This window comes from Vibrio sp. CCB-PB317, assembly GCF_022808245.1.
In the GTDB taxonomy this organism is placed as follows: domain Bacteria; phylum Pseudomonadota; class Gammaproteobacteria; order Enterobacterales; family Vibrionaceae; genus Vibrio; species Vibrio diabolicus.
In genome coordinates this window covers 303,867-318,392 of record NZ_JALGNU010000003.1, presented here as the reverse complement: position 1 = coordinate 318,392, position 14,526 = coordinate 303,867, and the positions used below count along the sequence as shown (strand labels likewise).

At 45.0% G+C, this 14,526-nt stretch carries 15 protein-coding genes; 4 read left to right on the top strand and 11 right to left on the bottom strand.

The features are described from left to right. Nucleotides 1-45: 45 nt before the first annotated feature. Nucleotides 46-501, bottom strand: a complete 456-nt coding sequence (gene rimI, locus MTR11_RS18665) for a ribosomal protein S18-alanine N-acetyltransferase (protein ID WP_005394641.1) — start codon at nt 499-501, stop codon at nt 46-48. Between the two features lie 55 nt (nt 502-556). Next, nucleotides 557-967, bottom strand: a complete 411-nt coding sequence (locus tag MTR11_RS18660) for a DNA polymerase III subunit psi (protein WP_005394642.1) — start codon at nt 965-967, stop codon at nt 557-559. 150 nt (nt 968-1,117) lie between these two features. Between MTR11_RS18660 and MTR11_RS18655 the strand changes: the two genes are divergently transcribed. Continuing rightward, nucleotides 1,118-1,564, top strand: coding sequence for a hypothetical protein (locus MTR11_RS18655; RefSeq protein WP_243328186.1), 447 nt, complete (start codon nt 1,118-1,120; stop codon nt 1,562-1,564). A 64-nt stretch (nt 1,565-1,628) separates the two neighbouring features. On the opposite strand, the gene MTR11_RS18650 is transcribed toward MTR11_RS18655, so the two are convergent. Further along, nucleotides 1,629-2,132, bottom strand: coding sequence for a GNAT family N-acetyltransferase (locus tag MTR11_RS18650; protein ID WP_012841450.1), 504 nt, complete (start codon nt 2,130-2,132; stop codon nt 1,629-1,631). Next, nucleotides 2,116-2,643, bottom strand: coding sequence for a ubiquinone anaerobic biosynthesis accessory factor UbiT (ubiT, locus tag MTR11_RS18645; protein WP_005394645.1), 528 nt, complete (start codon nt 2,641-2,643; stop codon nt 2,116-2,118). The genes MTR11_RS18650 and ubiT overlap by 17 nt, the downstream gene beginning before the upstream one ends. 363 nt (nt 2,644-3,006) lie before the next feature. Here ubiT and MTR11_RS18640 point away from each other — a divergent pair, with 363 nt between their 5' ends. The 3 genes from MTR11_RS18640 (at nt 3,007) to MTR11_RS18630 (ending at nt 7,092) form a co-directional block, all read left to right on the top strand. Further along, on the top strand, nt 3,007-5,046 hold the full coding sequence (locus MTR11_RS18640; RefSeq protein WP_005394646.1) for a bifunctional diguanylate cyclase/phosphodiesterase: 2,040 nt from the start codon (nt 3,007-3,009) through the stop codon (nt 5,044-5,046). 133 nt (nt 5,047-5,179) lie between these two features. Beyond that, nucleotides 5,180-6,193, top strand: a complete 1,014-nt coding sequence (gene ubiU / locus MTR11_RS18635; RefSeq protein WP_243328185.1) for a ubiquinone anaerobic biosynthesis protein UbiU — start codon at nt 5,180-5,182, stop codon at nt 6,191-6,193. 20 nt (nt 6,194-6,213) lie between these two features. Beyond that, complete coding sequence (locus MTR11_RS18630; protein WP_053809267.1) at nt 6,214-7,092, top strand: U32 family peptidase; 879 nt, start codon at nt 6,214-6,216, stop codon at nt 7,090-7,092. A gap of 53 nt (nt 7,093-7,145) precedes the next feature. On the opposite strand, the gene MTR11_RS18625 is transcribed toward MTR11_RS18630, so the two are convergent. From MTR11_RS18625 to rbfA, 7 genes are all read right to left on the bottom strand, one after another. Further along, entirely contained in the window at nt 7,146-8,492 is a 1,347-nt protein-coding gene (locus MTR11_RS18625; protein WP_109169503.1) for an MATE family efflux transporter, read from the bottom strand. A gap of 125 nt (nt 8,493-8,617) precedes the next feature. Continuing rightward, nucleotides 8,618-9,040, bottom strand: coding sequence for a MarR family winged helix-turn-helix transcriptional regulator (locus MTR11_RS18620; RefSeq protein ID WP_005394653.1), 423 nt, complete (start codon nt 9,038-9,040; stop codon nt 8,618-8,620). Between the two features lie 98 nt (nt 9,041-9,138). Beyond that, on the bottom strand, nt 9,139-10,059 hold the full coding sequence (gene nlpI / locus MTR11_RS18615) for a lipoprotein NlpI (RefSeq protein WP_150919371.1): 921 nt from the start codon (nt 10,057-10,059) through the stop codon (nt 9,139-9,141). A gap of 179 nt (nt 10,060-10,238) precedes the next feature. Continuing rightward, the gene (gene pnp / locus MTR11_RS18610) at nt 10,239-12,374 is read right to left on the bottom strand and encodes a polyribonucleotide nucleotidyltransferase (RefSeq protein ID WP_005394655.1); all 2,136 of its coding nucleotides are present in this window, start codon (nt 12,372-12,374) and stop codon (nt 10,239-10,241) included. 292 nt (nt 12,375-12,666) lie between these two features. Then, entirely contained in the window at nt 12,667-12,936 is a 270-nt protein-coding gene (rpsO, locus tag MTR11_RS18605) for a 30S ribosomal protein S15 (protein ID WP_005380094.1), read from the bottom strand. Between the two features lie 141 nt (nt 12,937-13,077). After that, on the bottom strand, nt 13,078-14,031 hold the full coding sequence (gene truB / locus MTR11_RS18600; RefSeq protein ID WP_243328184.1) for a tRNA pseudouridine(55) synthase TruB: 954 nt from the start codon (nt 14,029-14,031) through the stop codon (nt 13,078-13,080). Then, a complete protein-coding gene (gene rbfA / locus MTR11_RS18595; protein WP_005380087.1) occupies nt 14,031-14,426 on the bottom strand; it encodes a 30S ribosome-binding factor RbfA in 396 nt (131 codons plus the stop codon). Before rbfA ends, truB begins: the two co-directional genes overlap by 1 nt. Between the last annotated feature and the right edge of the window lie 100 nt (nt 14,427-14,526).

Below are 14,526 nucleotides of genomic sequence, written 5' to 3'. Positions count from 1 at the left end.
AACTGATCGCTTTAGGGGCGACTTCCCTAATGGGATGCGTTAACGTTAGTGAAAGAAGAGATAACTCATGATGATCGCATCTTCTTTTCCCGTGCCAGTTTTCGCAGGGTAATAGTTATGACGTCGATCAACTTCATTGAATCCAGCTTGTTCATAAATATAAATAGCAGGCTTATTACTCTCTCGCACCTCAAGCCAAGCACTCTCCGCTTTTGATTGCTCACAATGTTCTAAGAACGCATCCAACAGTTTTTGACCATAGCCTTTACCCTGAAGATGCGGCGCGATAGCAATATTCAGCAACGTAACTTCACCGACAATATTCTGCGCATAGAAGTAGCCAATCACCATCTCGCCATCGAGCATCACATGATGACATGCTCCACGGCTGGATAAATCACGTACCAAAGACTCTGCCCACGGATGCGAGTGTGCTTGCTGCTCAATTTGCCAAACTTGATCTAAGTGCTCAGCGCACATTGGTAAGATTTTAGTTGTCATTATTTACCTAGGGGTTCATGTGCAATACCAATTGCAGTAAAACGGGGATTAATGCTTATTTGCTCGAATTGTTGTAAGAACAAATCTGTTGCCAAAGTGCACGTTTTTGTTGGGTATTCCCATCCACATCTTGCAACAATGGCGATGTCAGCGGTTTAGTGTCAGGCAATACTTCGGCTTCACACCCAGCAAACCAAACCCACTCAAGCTCGTGCTGGCCAAGTAATGGAAATCGCTCTGGCTCAATATGTAACGCTTGGTCAAGCGTTAACTTCATACTCTTTAGGATGTTTTCAAACAAAACCGCCGTCTCATTCTCTGGACATACCGGAGAGATCAACAGGAGTTTGCAAGAACTTTGCAAATCGATTTTTGGCGATTGGTAACCTGCCAATCTATCTGGGTGTACCAGCTCCCATGTGCTGATGCCCATTTCGTGTAAATACTGTTTCTCGTTAATTGACATTTTCCGTCACCTATTTAAACGAGGGCAATCCTAACAAATAATCGTGATTATACCTAAAGGACTTCAAGGAACACCTCAATACATTGGAATGATTGAACTGTTCTGCCTATGACAATGGCCATACCGTAGGTATAACATATGAGGTACATTATGAAATTCTTACCTACACTGCTGCTTTGCGCACTGGTAGCCGCCACCAGCATGAGTGTTTTTGCTAATGGCAGCGATGAGTGGGAGCTGATTGCAACGAAAACCGTCAAATTCCAAACAGAAACGGATACCGTGACACCAAATAGCCTATTCCGAAATCGCAGCTTCAGTAAAATTAAACTGAAATGTGTGCAGGGCACGGTAGACATTAACGACTTAAAAGTCGTGATGACGGACGGTAGTGAGAAAAAGCTAACCTCTATGGGTGTGCTAACAAGTGGATTATCGACTCGTGCATGGAGCCTTCCTGGCTCAAAAGAAGCGAAGCTAAAACAGATTGAAATGACTTACAGCAGTTGGGGCAGCAGAAAACTCAATGTTTTAGGGCTAAGTAAGAAAGCAAAAATAGAGGTTTGGGGTAAGAAGAAAAGTGACCAGTCGTCTTAATCTCCCTATCTCAGTTTTCAATGAACTAAGAAAGAAGCCCACTGAGTTAGTGGGCTTCTTTCATTTACAGTTCAGAGAACTCTGGCGCGTAATCTATGCGTCCGGAGCGTCCGGCACATTGACCTTCGACCAACTCTGCGATACGAAATGCACCTTTAGGAACATCCCAAGCGCATTCGAATCCCATCTCGTCGCATGATTGAAAACCCTGGCGCGCGTAATAATCAGGATCACCCAACACCACACACACTGGATAGCCAAAATCACGCAGTGAATCAAAACCTTCTTTGATCAACTCTGCAGCGATGCCTTGGCGACGGTAATCTTCATGAACAGCCAATGGCGCCAGCCCTTGCCACGACAAATCTTCACCATTTAAGGTCACTGGGCTAAATAAAGCATGGCCTATCACCTCTCCCTCATCTGTACACGCGACTAAGGAAAGTGTGAATTTGCTGTTTTCGCGCAAACGCATCACAAGCTTAGCTTCAGCTTCCGTCGGGAAGGCGTGTTTCAATAAGCGGTCAATGGTAAGAATGTCCGCAGGGGCTTCAGTTCGAATAAGCATTCGCTACTCCGGTTGGTTGTGCAGGCGCTTGAACTCCTTTCTGAACAAAATCAGCCAATTGATTCAAAGCGACTTGCATTGCTTTCGGTAACTGCTCTAAGTCGACACTGTCCATTAAGTTTTTCACTTCTAAGCCAAGCTCAGTATCGCCTTCAATTGAAAGGCGACGTTGGAAGAACAGTGTGTCAGGGTCTTCTTTACGACCAGCAATCAGTACTAGGTCGTTTAGATTACCACTAAAACTCACATCTTCCTGAACTGGTTTTTCAGCTACCACTAATTTTTCGTCTTGATAGCTGATGTACCATGCTAAGTTCAAGTCTTTAATCGCAACTTTTAACCACTTGTCTTCAAGGAACTCAAAGTCACCATCTTCCAAGGCTTCTTTAAACACCATTTTTAGCCCTTCCAGCAATGCTTTTTGCTGAATTGGCTGTGGTAATAACTGGACTGGAGAACGCAAAATGTTAGCTGCGTTCTTTACTAGTTGACTGCGAATCTTGTTTAACACGTTCATTATCCGTTACTTTGTCATTAGGTTGCCCATATTAAGCAATCGTGGCAATGAGATTACTGTTATGTATCAATAAAGTGCTTATTTTAGATTGGTGGATTATTGTTCACTAACGCTTCTTTTTTTGAAGTTACGTGTATTATTGATGCGAACAGGTGGATAAACACTTTTACAACCGTATTTTCAAAGTTATAGTTATCTGAGCGTATCCATGTGATTGTCGACTGTAAAGTTAAAACCGCGAGCCCTTTAATGGCAAGCGATACTGTGACTTGATAGTAGACCGCCGCAGGCTTATCAGGGTGTCGCTTTTTATACACGGACGAATAATCTGGCTCATTGGAGATCGGTAATACCCTAATGCCTTCCCAGCAATTAAAACATTGGTTTGCCACGCTAACCTCAAATAGCCCTTTCTTCTTTGCCATTCTTGATAAAAAACACAATTATCGAATGGTAAGTGACCGTTACTGCGATATCGCAGGTTTAAGTCATGAGGAAATCATCGGCTTAAACGATTGCCAGGTACTGGGTGAGCAGTTTTATAAAAAGCTGGCCCCTTACTATCAGCGTGCATTCAAAGGAACGCATGTCGAAGCCGAAATCACCCTCGATGAAACCGACCTTGAAACCAGCCTGCACTTTAGTCTGTCACCGGTTTTTGAAGGTAACGAAATTCGCTTTGTCGTTTTTCACGCCGTGGATACTTCAGAAAAGCAGATCCTCGTACGCTCCTTAGAGGAGTCCGAAAGTAAATTTGCGAAATTGACACAACTACTGCCTGACGGTCTGCTGCTTATCGAAGATGACATTATCATCTCTGCCAACCCTGCATCAGCACGCCTTCTGGGACTGAACTCTCCCCATGAGTTGCTAGGCGAGGAGCTCAGCCGTCTATTCATCGATGAAAACAGCAAGAAAGTGTTTAGTCATCGTTTGAGTGCATTAATTTCTGACAAGCCGTTTGTTTGCTTAACCAGCGCGAGATGTGGCTTTGAACGAAAAGTTCAGTTACACGCAGATTCTACGGCGATATTAGGCAGCGAGTCTCAAATCATCTTGATCCAAGACGCTGACGATACACCCAAGAATTTGTCTTCTGCATCGAATGAAGACATACACATTGATTCGCTCACCAAACTCTACAACCGCTTTGGCTTCACCAAACGTTTGGAACAGCTGATCAAAAAGCAAACACCGCTTCTGGTGTTCTATTTGGATATCGATAACTTCAAAAATATTAATGACTCACTTGGTCACCACATTGGCGATAAAGTGATTCAAGAGGTATCGGCCCGTCTTAAACGATTACTGCCAAATCAAGCGATTATTGGTCATTTGGGTGGCGATGAGTTTGGCGTCATTCTGCCAGAACCAGAAAATACCCGCATGGCTGAAATTTTGTCAGATCGCATTATCTCGTTGATCAACCAGCCTTTCGATTTACACCACTTCAGCAAACGCCTTGCGTGCTCAATTGGTAGCGTTCGTTACCCTGAAGACGGGCAAGATGCGAGAATCCTGCTACAAAATGCTGATACGGCGATGTATGAAGCCAAAGATCGTGGCCGAAATCGCCTGATCAAATTTAACGACCAGATGAACAAAGAAGCGCGCATGCGTTTGTGGCTTGAAATCGAACTGCAAAAAGCATTGCAGCAGAACGGTTTAGAAGTGTGGTATCAACCAAAGGTTAACGCGCGTGACTTCAGTATCAACGGCGCCGAAGCGCTCGTTCGTTGGAAACACCCTGTCGAAGGTTACATTAGCCCAGGTTCATTCATTCCTGTCGCCGAGCGTGCAGGGTTAATCGAACACCTTGGACGCGTCGTGATGCGTGATGTTTTCAATACGGTAAAACGTTGGAAACAACAAGGCATACTGCCAGGTCGTGTCGCTATCAACCTCTCTCCCGAGCAATTTGGTAACCCACAGCTGATCGACTTTATGGAAAAGTTGCTTCGCACTACCGAGCTTGATCCAAGCTGCATTACCTTCGAGCTAACCGAAAGTGCCGTGATGAGTGATAGCGAACATACACTGCAAATGCTGAATGCGATTAAGAAACTAGGCTTCGCCCTCTCTATCGATGACTTTGGTACCGGTTACTCTTCCCTTTCCTACTTAGCGCGCTTCCCTATCGACGAGCTGAAAATCGACCGCGCGTTTATTAACGATATCGACACGCTACCCAAACAGGTCACTGTGATTGAAAACATCATTAATCTGGGTAAGTCACTCGACTTGACGGTCGTTGCCGAGGGGGTGGAAACCCACCAGCAAGCTACTTTGCTCTCTAACCTTCAATGTAATGCGATTCAAGGATTCCATTTTTATCGCCCACAGCCAAAACATGAAATTGAAGAGCTGTTTGTACAGAATCGTCGTCACAAGAACTAACCCCGACTCGATATCCTTACTCTCAAGGGGTAAATATCGACTTTATTGAGCTAAACCTAACTTAGGTCAATTTCGCTATTCATAATTCTTCATAAAATGCGGACACCTTTTTATTCTCAATGATTGTGAGCATATGGAACTCTTGTGTCCCGCGGGTAACCTGCCTGCGTTAAAAACTGCGATTGATTGCGGTGCCGATGCCGTCTACATTGGCTTCAAAGATGATACCAACGCCCGTCACTTTGCTGGCCTCAACTTTAACGGCAAAAAGTTAGAAAAAGCGGTGCAATACGTTCACGACCGCGACAAAAAAATTCATGTCGCGTTGAATACCTTCGCTCATCCCAATGGCTTTGAGCGCTGGACGAACGCGGTAGACAATGCAGCGGCACTGGGTGTGGACGCGTTGATTGTTGCAGACATTGCCGTGCTGGAGTATGCAGCTCGCAAATATCCCGCTCTGGAGCTACACCTTTCAGTGCAAGCATCAGCGACCAACGTCGCAGCCATTGATTTTTATAAACAGAACTTCAACGTAAAACGTGTGGTACTACCTCGCGTCTTATCGATTCATCAGGTCAAACAGCTTTCGCGCAACATCATTAGCGATGTCGAATTAGAAGTCTTTGCTTTTGGTAGCCTTTGTATTATGTCCGAAGGCCGTTGTTATTTGTCATCATACATGACGGGTGAGTCACCAAACACTGTGGGTGCCTGTTCTCCTGCCAAATACGTTCGTTGGCAAGAAACTGATCAAGGTCTTGAGTCTCGTCTAAACAATATCCTAATTGACCGCTACTGCGCAGGAGAAAACGCAGGCTACCCTACGCTCTGTAAAGGTCGTTTTGAAACAGAAATTGATGGTGAGAAAAAACGCTATCATGCTCTGGAAGAGCCAACCAGTTTGAACACCCTTTCGATGCTGCCAGAACTGTTTGCCGCTAATGTCGCATCTGTAAAAATTGAAGGGCGCCAACGCAGCCCAGCTTACGTAGAGCAAGTCACTCGAACATGGCGAGCCGCGATTGATCGCTACCAAGCCAACCCAGAAGCTTACCAAGTTGAGGCCGCATGGGATGCGACGCTCGCAAATGTGTCGGAAGGAACGCAAACCACCCTAGGTGCTTACCACCGTAAATGGCAGTAGAGGTTAAGATGGATAACTCAATGAAATACGCACTTGGCCCACTACTCTATTTTTGGCCAAAACAAGATGTAGAAGCCTTCTACCAACAAGCAAAACAAAGCTCTGCAGACATTATTTACCTGGGTGAATCGGTTTGCTCTAAACGCAGAGAAATGAAATCAGCCCACTGGTTGGAAATCGCTAAAGACTTATCTGCCTCTGGCAAGCAAGTCGTTATCTCTACGATGGCGCTACTGGAAGCACCGAGTGAAGTAAACATCATGAAGAAGTACATCAATAACGGTGACTTCGCCATTGAGGCTAATGACGTATCGGCGGTTCAATTAGCATCAGAGCATAAAGTGCCTTTCGTCGTTGGTCCTGCAATCAATACTTATAACGCACACACGCTCAACTTATTTTTGAAGCAAGGTATGATGCGTTGGTGCATGCCTGTCGAGCTCTCTCGCGAATGGTTAAACGATACTTTAGTTCAGTGTGACGAGCTGGGTATTCGTAACAAGTTTGAAGTTGAGGTATTTAGCCACGGTTATTTACCTTTAGCGTATTCCGCTCGCTGTTTCACAGCCCGAGCTGAAAACCGAGCGAAAGACGATTGCGAAACCTGCTGTATCAAATACCCTACGGGTATCCAGGTCAGCAGCCAAGAAGGGCAAGAAGTCTTCAACCTTAACGGCATTCAAACGCAATCAGGGTATTGTTATAACCTGATCAATGACTTACCAAGCATGCAAGGGCTGGTTGATGTGGTCCGCTTAAGCCCTCTCGGTGTGAGTACACTTTCTGAGTTAGAGCATTTTCGCTCAAACGAGCACGGCGACAACCCTGAAAAACTTGAAAGCCGCCAATGCAATGGCTATTGGCATCAGCTAGCTGGCTTAGAAGTAAAAAACATTTAGCTCTCCAAAAAAGAAAAGCGAGGCCCAACCTCGCTTTTCTCTATCAGCCATTGTTAACAGGCTTGCACTGTTGGCTCAGCCGAAGTTTCGTTTAGCAGCTTTTTCACGTCCCTCCACAACATACTGACCACAACTAAACTCAGCGCAATATTGGACAATGGGAAAGCCAGCCAAATGCCTGTCACGCCAAACAGTTTCGGCATAACGAACAAAAACGGCAGTTGAACCAACATGTTGCCTAGTGTCACAAACATGGCTTTGCTGCCTTTGTTTACCGATTGGTAGTACGCAGCCGCCACGACTAAAAAGCCATCTAGGAACAACGCAAACATGTGTAAACGAATCCCGATCACCGTGCTATCAATCAACTGTTGATCAGCATTGTTAAACACCGAGACCAACTCGTACGGGAAAAGGTTCATCAAACCCACAAACGCTACACCACCAAGCACAGATGTCCCCATTGCGACTTGCAGTAATTTTCTGACGTTCGCCTGGTTGCGCGCCCCGTGATTGAAACTCACTAGAGGTTGCATACCGTTCGCGATTCCCTCTGCAATCAGATAGTAAACCGTCACGATATATCCCAAAATGGCATACGCCCCTATTAACATTGCACTTCCGTACTGAGCAAATAATGCGTTGTGCATTGCCACCATCACAGAACCGTAAGCGTACATAAAGAAGCTAGATGTACCGATCATTATAATCTTTGGTGCAACATCGACTTGAACCTTAAAGTCACTGATTCGAAGGCGTAAGGTCGCTTTTGAAGTAAAGAAGTAACCGATACCAAGCACGGTTACCACCAATTGTGCCAGCGCTGTAGCAATGGCCGCTCCGGTTAACTCCCACCCCAACCAAGCAATAAATACGTAGTCTAATACAATATTAATGACAGCACCGATGACCATCAGCATCGTTGCTAAGTTCGGGCTGTCGTCATTGCGTAAAAGAAATGGAACCGCGATAGAGCCTAGCGTAAATACGCACGCGACAATCAGAATATGCAGATATTGCAGCGCGAGTTCAAACACTCGCCCTTCCGCACCCTGCCAGCGAATAAATTCATCGGCAAAATAGAACAATATGGTAGCAACGACCGGCATCAATATCGCTAACAACCCCAATCCGGTCGTTAAAATACGCTTCGCGCCCTCATGATCGTTTTCTCCTTGCTTAATCGACGTTAGCGCACCAGTCCCCACCCCAATCATCATCCCTATACCGAGGATAGAACCGATGATCGGCCACGCAACATTGATCCCTGCTAATCCGTCAGCACCAACATAACGGCCAATAAAAATGCCATCAACTATTTGATATAAACCATTCACGAGCATTGCTGCGACGGTTGGAATCGTATATTTCCAAAACTGTCTATAAATTGAGTTTTGCATGACTGCCACCAGTAGTTAGCAAAGCTAACCATTTAATTAGCAAGACTAACTAAATGGTTAAATTAAATAAAAGAAAAAATGAAACACCAAAGGCTAATGCGTACAGCGGAGGCCTTTGGTTTAATTTAAAATGACTTATTGCTCAATGCTTTATTCAGTAAAGCTTGTAACTGCTCAGCTTCTTGCTGATTTAATTGTTGCATCATTTGTTCAGAGATATCTTTGTAAACCACCTGCTCCAAAGACATTTTTTCTGCGACTTCTTCTGTCAGCAATACACGCTTAGCACGGGCATCCTCATTACATGCGATGCGTTTCACTAAACCCTTTTTTTCCAAACGAACAACCATTGTCGATGCGGAAGGCTTAGTCACTTGCAACTCTTCTGCAAGATCGGTTATTCGTACACCCTCAGGGTAAACCTGAATCACACGTAAATAATCGAACTCATTAAAGCTTAGATGTGATAACGGATCTTCTTTGGCATAAACACGCCAAGCTTTGGCGCAAAAACGCTCTAAATCAATCAAGCTTTCTTCTAGTGCCATAAAATCCACCACCACTTAGTTAGCAAGGCTAACTATTTTAAATGAGTCACTCATCAAGTTCAATCATAAAAAAGCCGCTCTCATCGAGCGGCTCTAAATCATTCAATTTTCTGCTTCTTAGCAGCCTTTAGCTTGGCCAATCTATCTTGCTGTAATTGATCGTAGATTTGCGCCAATTCCAAGAAGGAATACCGGTGCTCAACATAATCATAAACGTTGAACGAAATCGCGAGCTTATAAAGTGAGATGGCACTTGCGATGTCACCTTCAAGCTGATTACGCTTTCCAAGGTAGAAATACGTTTCCGTCAATCGTTCAGCTAGGCGATAATTCTCTCTCGTTCCATCCATAATGGCTTTAAGAGCGTCTTCGTCCGAGACGTCTCGCAACATGATAGCAACAAGAACCCATCCCCACTCTTCACTACGATCTCGTAAATAACGCTGTTGAAGATTGGCTTTTGCTTGCTCTGGATTTTGCTCAGCTTCGATGATGTACAGCCATAATGAACGAAAAGGATCCGTTGGCATTTCTTGATAGTGCTTGGTCATATCTTCTAAAGCGAGATCGATTCGGCCACCATAATACAGTGCAATCGCACGGTTGCGCTCAGCATAGGTATTATCCGGAGCCAACTCTATGGTCGAGTCAAACGCTTCATAAGCCGCGTCAAACTCACCCACTTGGGTGAAATACACCCCCAAAAGATTGAAGATATCCGGTTGAGCAGGATTCAACTGCAAAGACTGGTTAAAGTCCAAACGGGCAAGATCACGCAAACCAACGCTATCGTAGTAGCTACCGCGCTCATAATGCATTTTAGCGCGTACTTCATCACTGAGATCAGGACGTTGTAGCAACTGCGATAAACGCGCGATTTGTACTTCTTGTTGAACGCTAGGCTGAAGTGGCACCGCCATCGGTGGATATAGCCACTTTTGTGCTGATTGCTGAGAAGTATTTGCACAACCGGTCAGCGCGATAGCAACACATAAACTTGCGGTTTGAAACCATTTCACTAATTGATACTCCTGTTTGGACCGCTCAAAATTTATTTCTCTTAATGCAATATAGGCGATAACCTCGTTTGAGGTTAATGCGTCGAAATAAACCAAAAAAAGGGGAGCGAAAATGCTCCCCTTTTATAACATGCTTTCAGGCCCTTAATCTAATAAAAGGCTGAAAGTCTCATTTTGTCTTACTCGTCTTTCGCAGCTGGTGCTTCAGCAGCAGCTTCTTCAGCTGGCTTTTCTACCGCTTCTTTCATGCTTAGACGTACACGGCCTTGGCGGTCGATTTCAAGAACTTTAACTTGAACTTCTTGGCCTTCAGCTAGGTAGTCAGACACTTTCTCAACACGTTTTTCTGCGATTTGAGAAATGTGTACCAGACCATCTTTGCCTGGAAGAACCGTTACGAATGCACCGAAGTCAGCTAGACGTGCAACTTTACCCGTGTAGATACGGCCAACTTCAACTTCAGCAGTGATCTCTTCGATACGGCGGATAGCTTCTTTCGCAGCAGTGCCTTCAGTTGCAGCAATCTTGATAGTACCGTCGTCTTCGATTTCGATAGTTGTACCAGTCTCTTCAGTTAGAGCACGGATAACTGCACCACCTTTACCGATAACGTCTTTGATCTTCTCTGCGCTGATCTTCATTGTATGAATACGAGGAGCAAATTCAGAGATGTCTTCACGAGCACCAGAGATAGCTTCATCCATTACAGATAGGATGTGCTTACGTGCACCTTGAGCTTGGTTAAGCGCAATTTGCATGATCTCTTTAGTGATACCTTCGATCTTGATGTCCATTTGAAGTGCTGTGATACCAGTGTTAGTACCCGCTACTTTAAAGTCCATGTCACCTAGGTGGTCTTCGTCACCAAGGATGTCAGAAAGAACAACGAAGTCGTCGCCTTCTTTAACAAGACCCATTGCGATACCCGCAACAGAAGACTTGATTGGCACACCTGCATCCATAAGAGCAAGAGAAGTACCACATACAGAAGCCATTGAAGAAGAACCGTTAGATTCAGTGATTTCCGATACAACACGTACTGTGTATGGGAATTCATCAACAGAAGGCATTACTGCTGCGATACCGCGTTTAGCCAGTTTACCGTGACCGATTTCACGACGCTTAGGAGAACCTACAAAACCAGTCTCACCTACACAGTATGGAGGGAAGTTGTAGTGCAGTAGGAAGTGATCTTTACGCTCGCCTGTTAGCTCATCAATGATTTGAGCATCACGCTGAGTACCTAGAGTTGCCGTCACGATAGCCTGAGTTTCACCACGAGTGAATAGCGCGCTACCGTGTGTGCGAGGAAGAACACCAGTGCGTACATCTAGTGCACGAACCATGTCTTTTTCACGGCCATCAATACGAGGGTTACCCGCGATGATGCTACGACGTACGACTGTTTTCTCTAGATCATGGAAGATAGTGTGGATTTCTTTTGTATCCGCTTCAGGATCTTCAGCAAGAAGAACTTCATTTACTTCCGCAGCGATCTCATTGATACGGTCGTAACGAGCCATCTTCTCAGTGATTTTGTAAGCCTCAACAAGCTTCGCTTCTGCTAGCTCTGCAATCTTATCTTTAAGTGCTGTGTTTTCTTCAGGAGCAACCCAATCCCAAGCAGGAGTTGCTACTTCTGCTTTGAATTCGTTGATAGCTTTGATAGCAACTTGTTGTTGATCATGACCGTAAACAACCGCTGCTAGCATTTCTTCTTCAGTTAGGTTGTCCGCTTCTGATTCAACCATCAGTACTGCTGACTCTGTACCTGCAACAACAAGGTCAAGCTTAGAAGTTTCTAGTTCAGTTTGGCTAGGGTTAAGTACAAGCTGACCATCGATATGACCAACACGCGCCGCACCGATAGGGCCGTTGAATGGAATGCCAGAGATAGCAAGAGCAGCAGAAGTACCGATCATTGTAACGATATCTGGCTGAACATCTGGGTTTACAGACATTACTGTCGCGATAACCTGAACTTCGTTTTTAAACGCGTCTGGGAATAGCGGACGGATTGGACGGTCGATTAGACGAGCTGTTAGCGTTTCGCCTTCAGAAGGACGACCTTCACGCTTGAAGAAACCGCCTGGGATTTTACCCGCAGCGTAAGTACGCTCTTGGTAGTTAACCGTTAGTGGGAAGAAGTCTTGACCTGCAACGGCTTCTTTTTTACCTACAACAGATACGAATACAGACGTATCATCCATTGTGACCATAACTGCTGCTGTAGCTTGACGTGCAATAACGCCAGTTTCTAAAGTAACTGTGTGGTTACCGTACTGGAACGTTTTAACAACTGGTTTTTCGAACATTGTTATTCCTTGTTTCTAATCTTCCTTTAGTGCTTAAAGAAATCTTAGATGTGTTAATTGACACTCAAGGCATTACGAATCGCGACTAGTAAAAAGAAACTCGGAAATTCCTTTTGAATAGTCGCGACCTTTTGGTCGACGTGGTTGACTGTAATGCTATGAGCTTTTGAGAAAACCTCTTACGAGGTTTAGCCGCCAGTATTATAACGGCATAAGTCTAATTTGGCTAAATTTAGGCAACAAAAAAGGGGCATAAAGCCCCTTTTTAGACAAACTGCTATGCAGTCGCTGATTAGCGACGTAGGCCTAGACGTTTGATTAGGTCTTGGTAGCGAGCTAGGTTTTTACCTTTTAGGTAATCTAGAAGCTTACGACGACGAGAAACCATGCGTAGAAGACCACGACGGCTGTGGTGATCGCCTTTGTGCGCTTTGAAGTGACCTTGTAGGTGGTTGATAGAAGCTGTAAGTAGAGCTACTTGAACTTCTGGTGAACCAGTGTCGCCTTCGCCTTGTGCGTATTCTGCAACGATTGCTGCTTTAGTTTCTGCATTCAGAGACATAATTCTCTCCTAATAAGAGTAGGTTTAAAGTTGTAGCAGCCAATCTCTGATTCAGCCGCTACGCGAAGCGCGGATTATAGGGAAATTTCCTATCTCGTGCAATATAAAAATACCGACACTCAGGTCGGTATTTTCAATCATTTACTTGGATGCGACGTCATCTCGAAACACGACCAATCGCTTAGGAGCAATTTTGCCATCTTCATTCATTTCGCCTACGCCAATAAACAAACGCTCTTCACCCATGGTAAGGCGAAGTGAGCCTTCGGTGGGCGCACCAAATACTTGAACAGGTTGCCCATGCTGAACCATATCCGCCAGTTCAGGCACTAAGTTGACTTCTGGTAAGTCTTCTACCGCTGTATCCATTGGTAACAGCAATGGGTCCAGTAGTTCTCGAGGAGCGAGTTCTTCACGGTGTGCTTGCTCTAGTAACTCATTCAGTTGCTCAAGTGTCACCATCTTCTCGTAAGGGTATTTCGCAACACCAGTGCGTCGAAGCATAGTTACGTGCGCACCACAACCTAACATTTCGCCTAGGTCATCCACGATGGTACGAATGTAGGTGCCTTTTGAGCAATGCACTTCCATCTCGACTTCATCGCCTTCAAAACGGTGAAGAACAATCTCATATACCGTGATCTTACGAGATTCACGCGGAACTTCGATGCCTTTACGAGCGTATTCATACAAGGGTTTACCTTGATACTTCAACGCAGAGAACATGGAAGGCACTTGTTCAGATTCACCACGGAACTTATCGATGCACGCTTCTAGCTTGTCTAACGTAACATCGACTGGACGCGTCTCTACAACTTCACCATCCGAGTCAGACGTGTTGGTACGTTCACCAAGCTTTGCGATCACACGGTAGCGTTTATCAGAATCTAGAAGAAACTGAGAAAACTTCGTCGCTTCACCCAAGCAAATTGGCAGCATGCCTGTCGCTAATGGGTCCAAGGCTCCAGTGTGGCCTGCTTTCTCAGCAAAGTAGATTCGCTTTACTTTTTGCAGTGCATCATTGGAAGAGATACCTGTTGGTTTGTCCAACAGTATAACGCCATTAATTGGACGACCTTTACGACGACGAGCCATTATTCTTCGTCCTCACGACCAGAATCTTTTTGCTTTTGTTTGTCTGAACTAACGACTTCAGACACTAGGTTAGACATACGCATACCTTCAACAAGCGTATTGTCATAGTGGAAGCGGATTTCTGGCGTTAGACGTAGGCGAATGCGCTTACCTAACATCATGCGAATGTGCACTTCGTGCTCGCGTAGTGCAGCTAGACATGATTCTGGTGTTTGCTCACCCACACATAGGAAGGTTACAAATACTTTTGCGTAAGCAAGGTCACGAGAAACTTCTACGTCTGAGATCGTCACCATGCCAAGGCGAGAGTCACGAACTTCACGTTGAAGGATCATCGCTAGTTCTTTTTGCAGCTGCTGTGCAACGCGCTGCGTGCGGCTAAATTCTTTTGACATATCTTTACTCTTATATAGAAAGAATGGGGGGTTGGTCAAAGCCAGCCCCCCATGGTGTATTCAACAACCAATTACTACTTATCTTTCAAAGACAATATTA

Coding starts and splice junctions, on each gene's coding strand:
- rimI (WP_005394641.1), bottom strand. CDS start 501: ATGACAACTAAAATCTTACCAATGTGCGCTGAGCACTTAGATCAAGTT.
- MTR11_RS18660 (WP_005394642.1), bottom strand. CDS start 967: ATGTCAATTAACGAGAAACAGTATTTACACGAAATGGGCATCAGCACA.
- MTR11_RS18655 (WP_243328186.1), top strand. CDS start 1,118: ATGAAATTCTTACCTACACTGCTGCTTTGCGCACTGGTAGCCGCCACC.
- MTR11_RS18650 (WP_012841450.1), bottom strand. CDS start 2,132: ATGCTTATTCGAACTGAAGCCCCTGCGGACATTCTTACCATTGACCGC.
- MTR11_RS18640 (WP_005394646.1), top strand. CDS start 3,007: ATGCCTTCCCAGCAATTAAAACATTGGTTTGCCACGCTAACCTCAAAT.
- ubiU (WP_243328185.1), top strand. CDS start 5,180: ATGGAACTCTTGTGTCCCGCGGGTAACCTGCCTGCGTTAAAAACTGCG.
- MTR11_RS18630 (WP_053809267.1), top strand. CDS start 6,214: ATGAAATACGCACTTGGCCCACTACTCTATTTTTGGCCAAAACAAGAT.
- MTR11_RS18625 (WP_109169503.1), bottom strand. CDS start 8,492: ATGCAAAACTCAATTTATAGACAGTTTTGGAAATATACGATTCCAACC.
- MTR11_RS18620 (WP_005394653.1), bottom strand. CDS start 9,040: ATGGCACTAGAAGAAAGCTTGATTGATTTAGAGCGTTTTTGCGCCAAA.
- pnp (WP_005394655.1), bottom strand. CDS start 12,374: ATGTTCGAAAAACCAGTTGTTAAAACGTTCCAGTACGGTAACCACACA.
- rpsO (WP_005380094.1), bottom strand. CDS start 12,936: ATGTCTCTGAATGCAGAAACTAAAGCAGCAATCGTTGCAGAATACGCA.
- truB (WP_243328184.1), bottom strand. CDS start 14,031: ATGGCTCGTCGTCGTAAAGGTCGTCCAATTAATGGCGTTATACTGTTG.
- rbfA (WP_005380087.1), bottom strand. CDS start 14,426: ATGTCAAAAGAATTTAGCCGCACGCAGCGCGTTGCACAGCAGCTGCAA.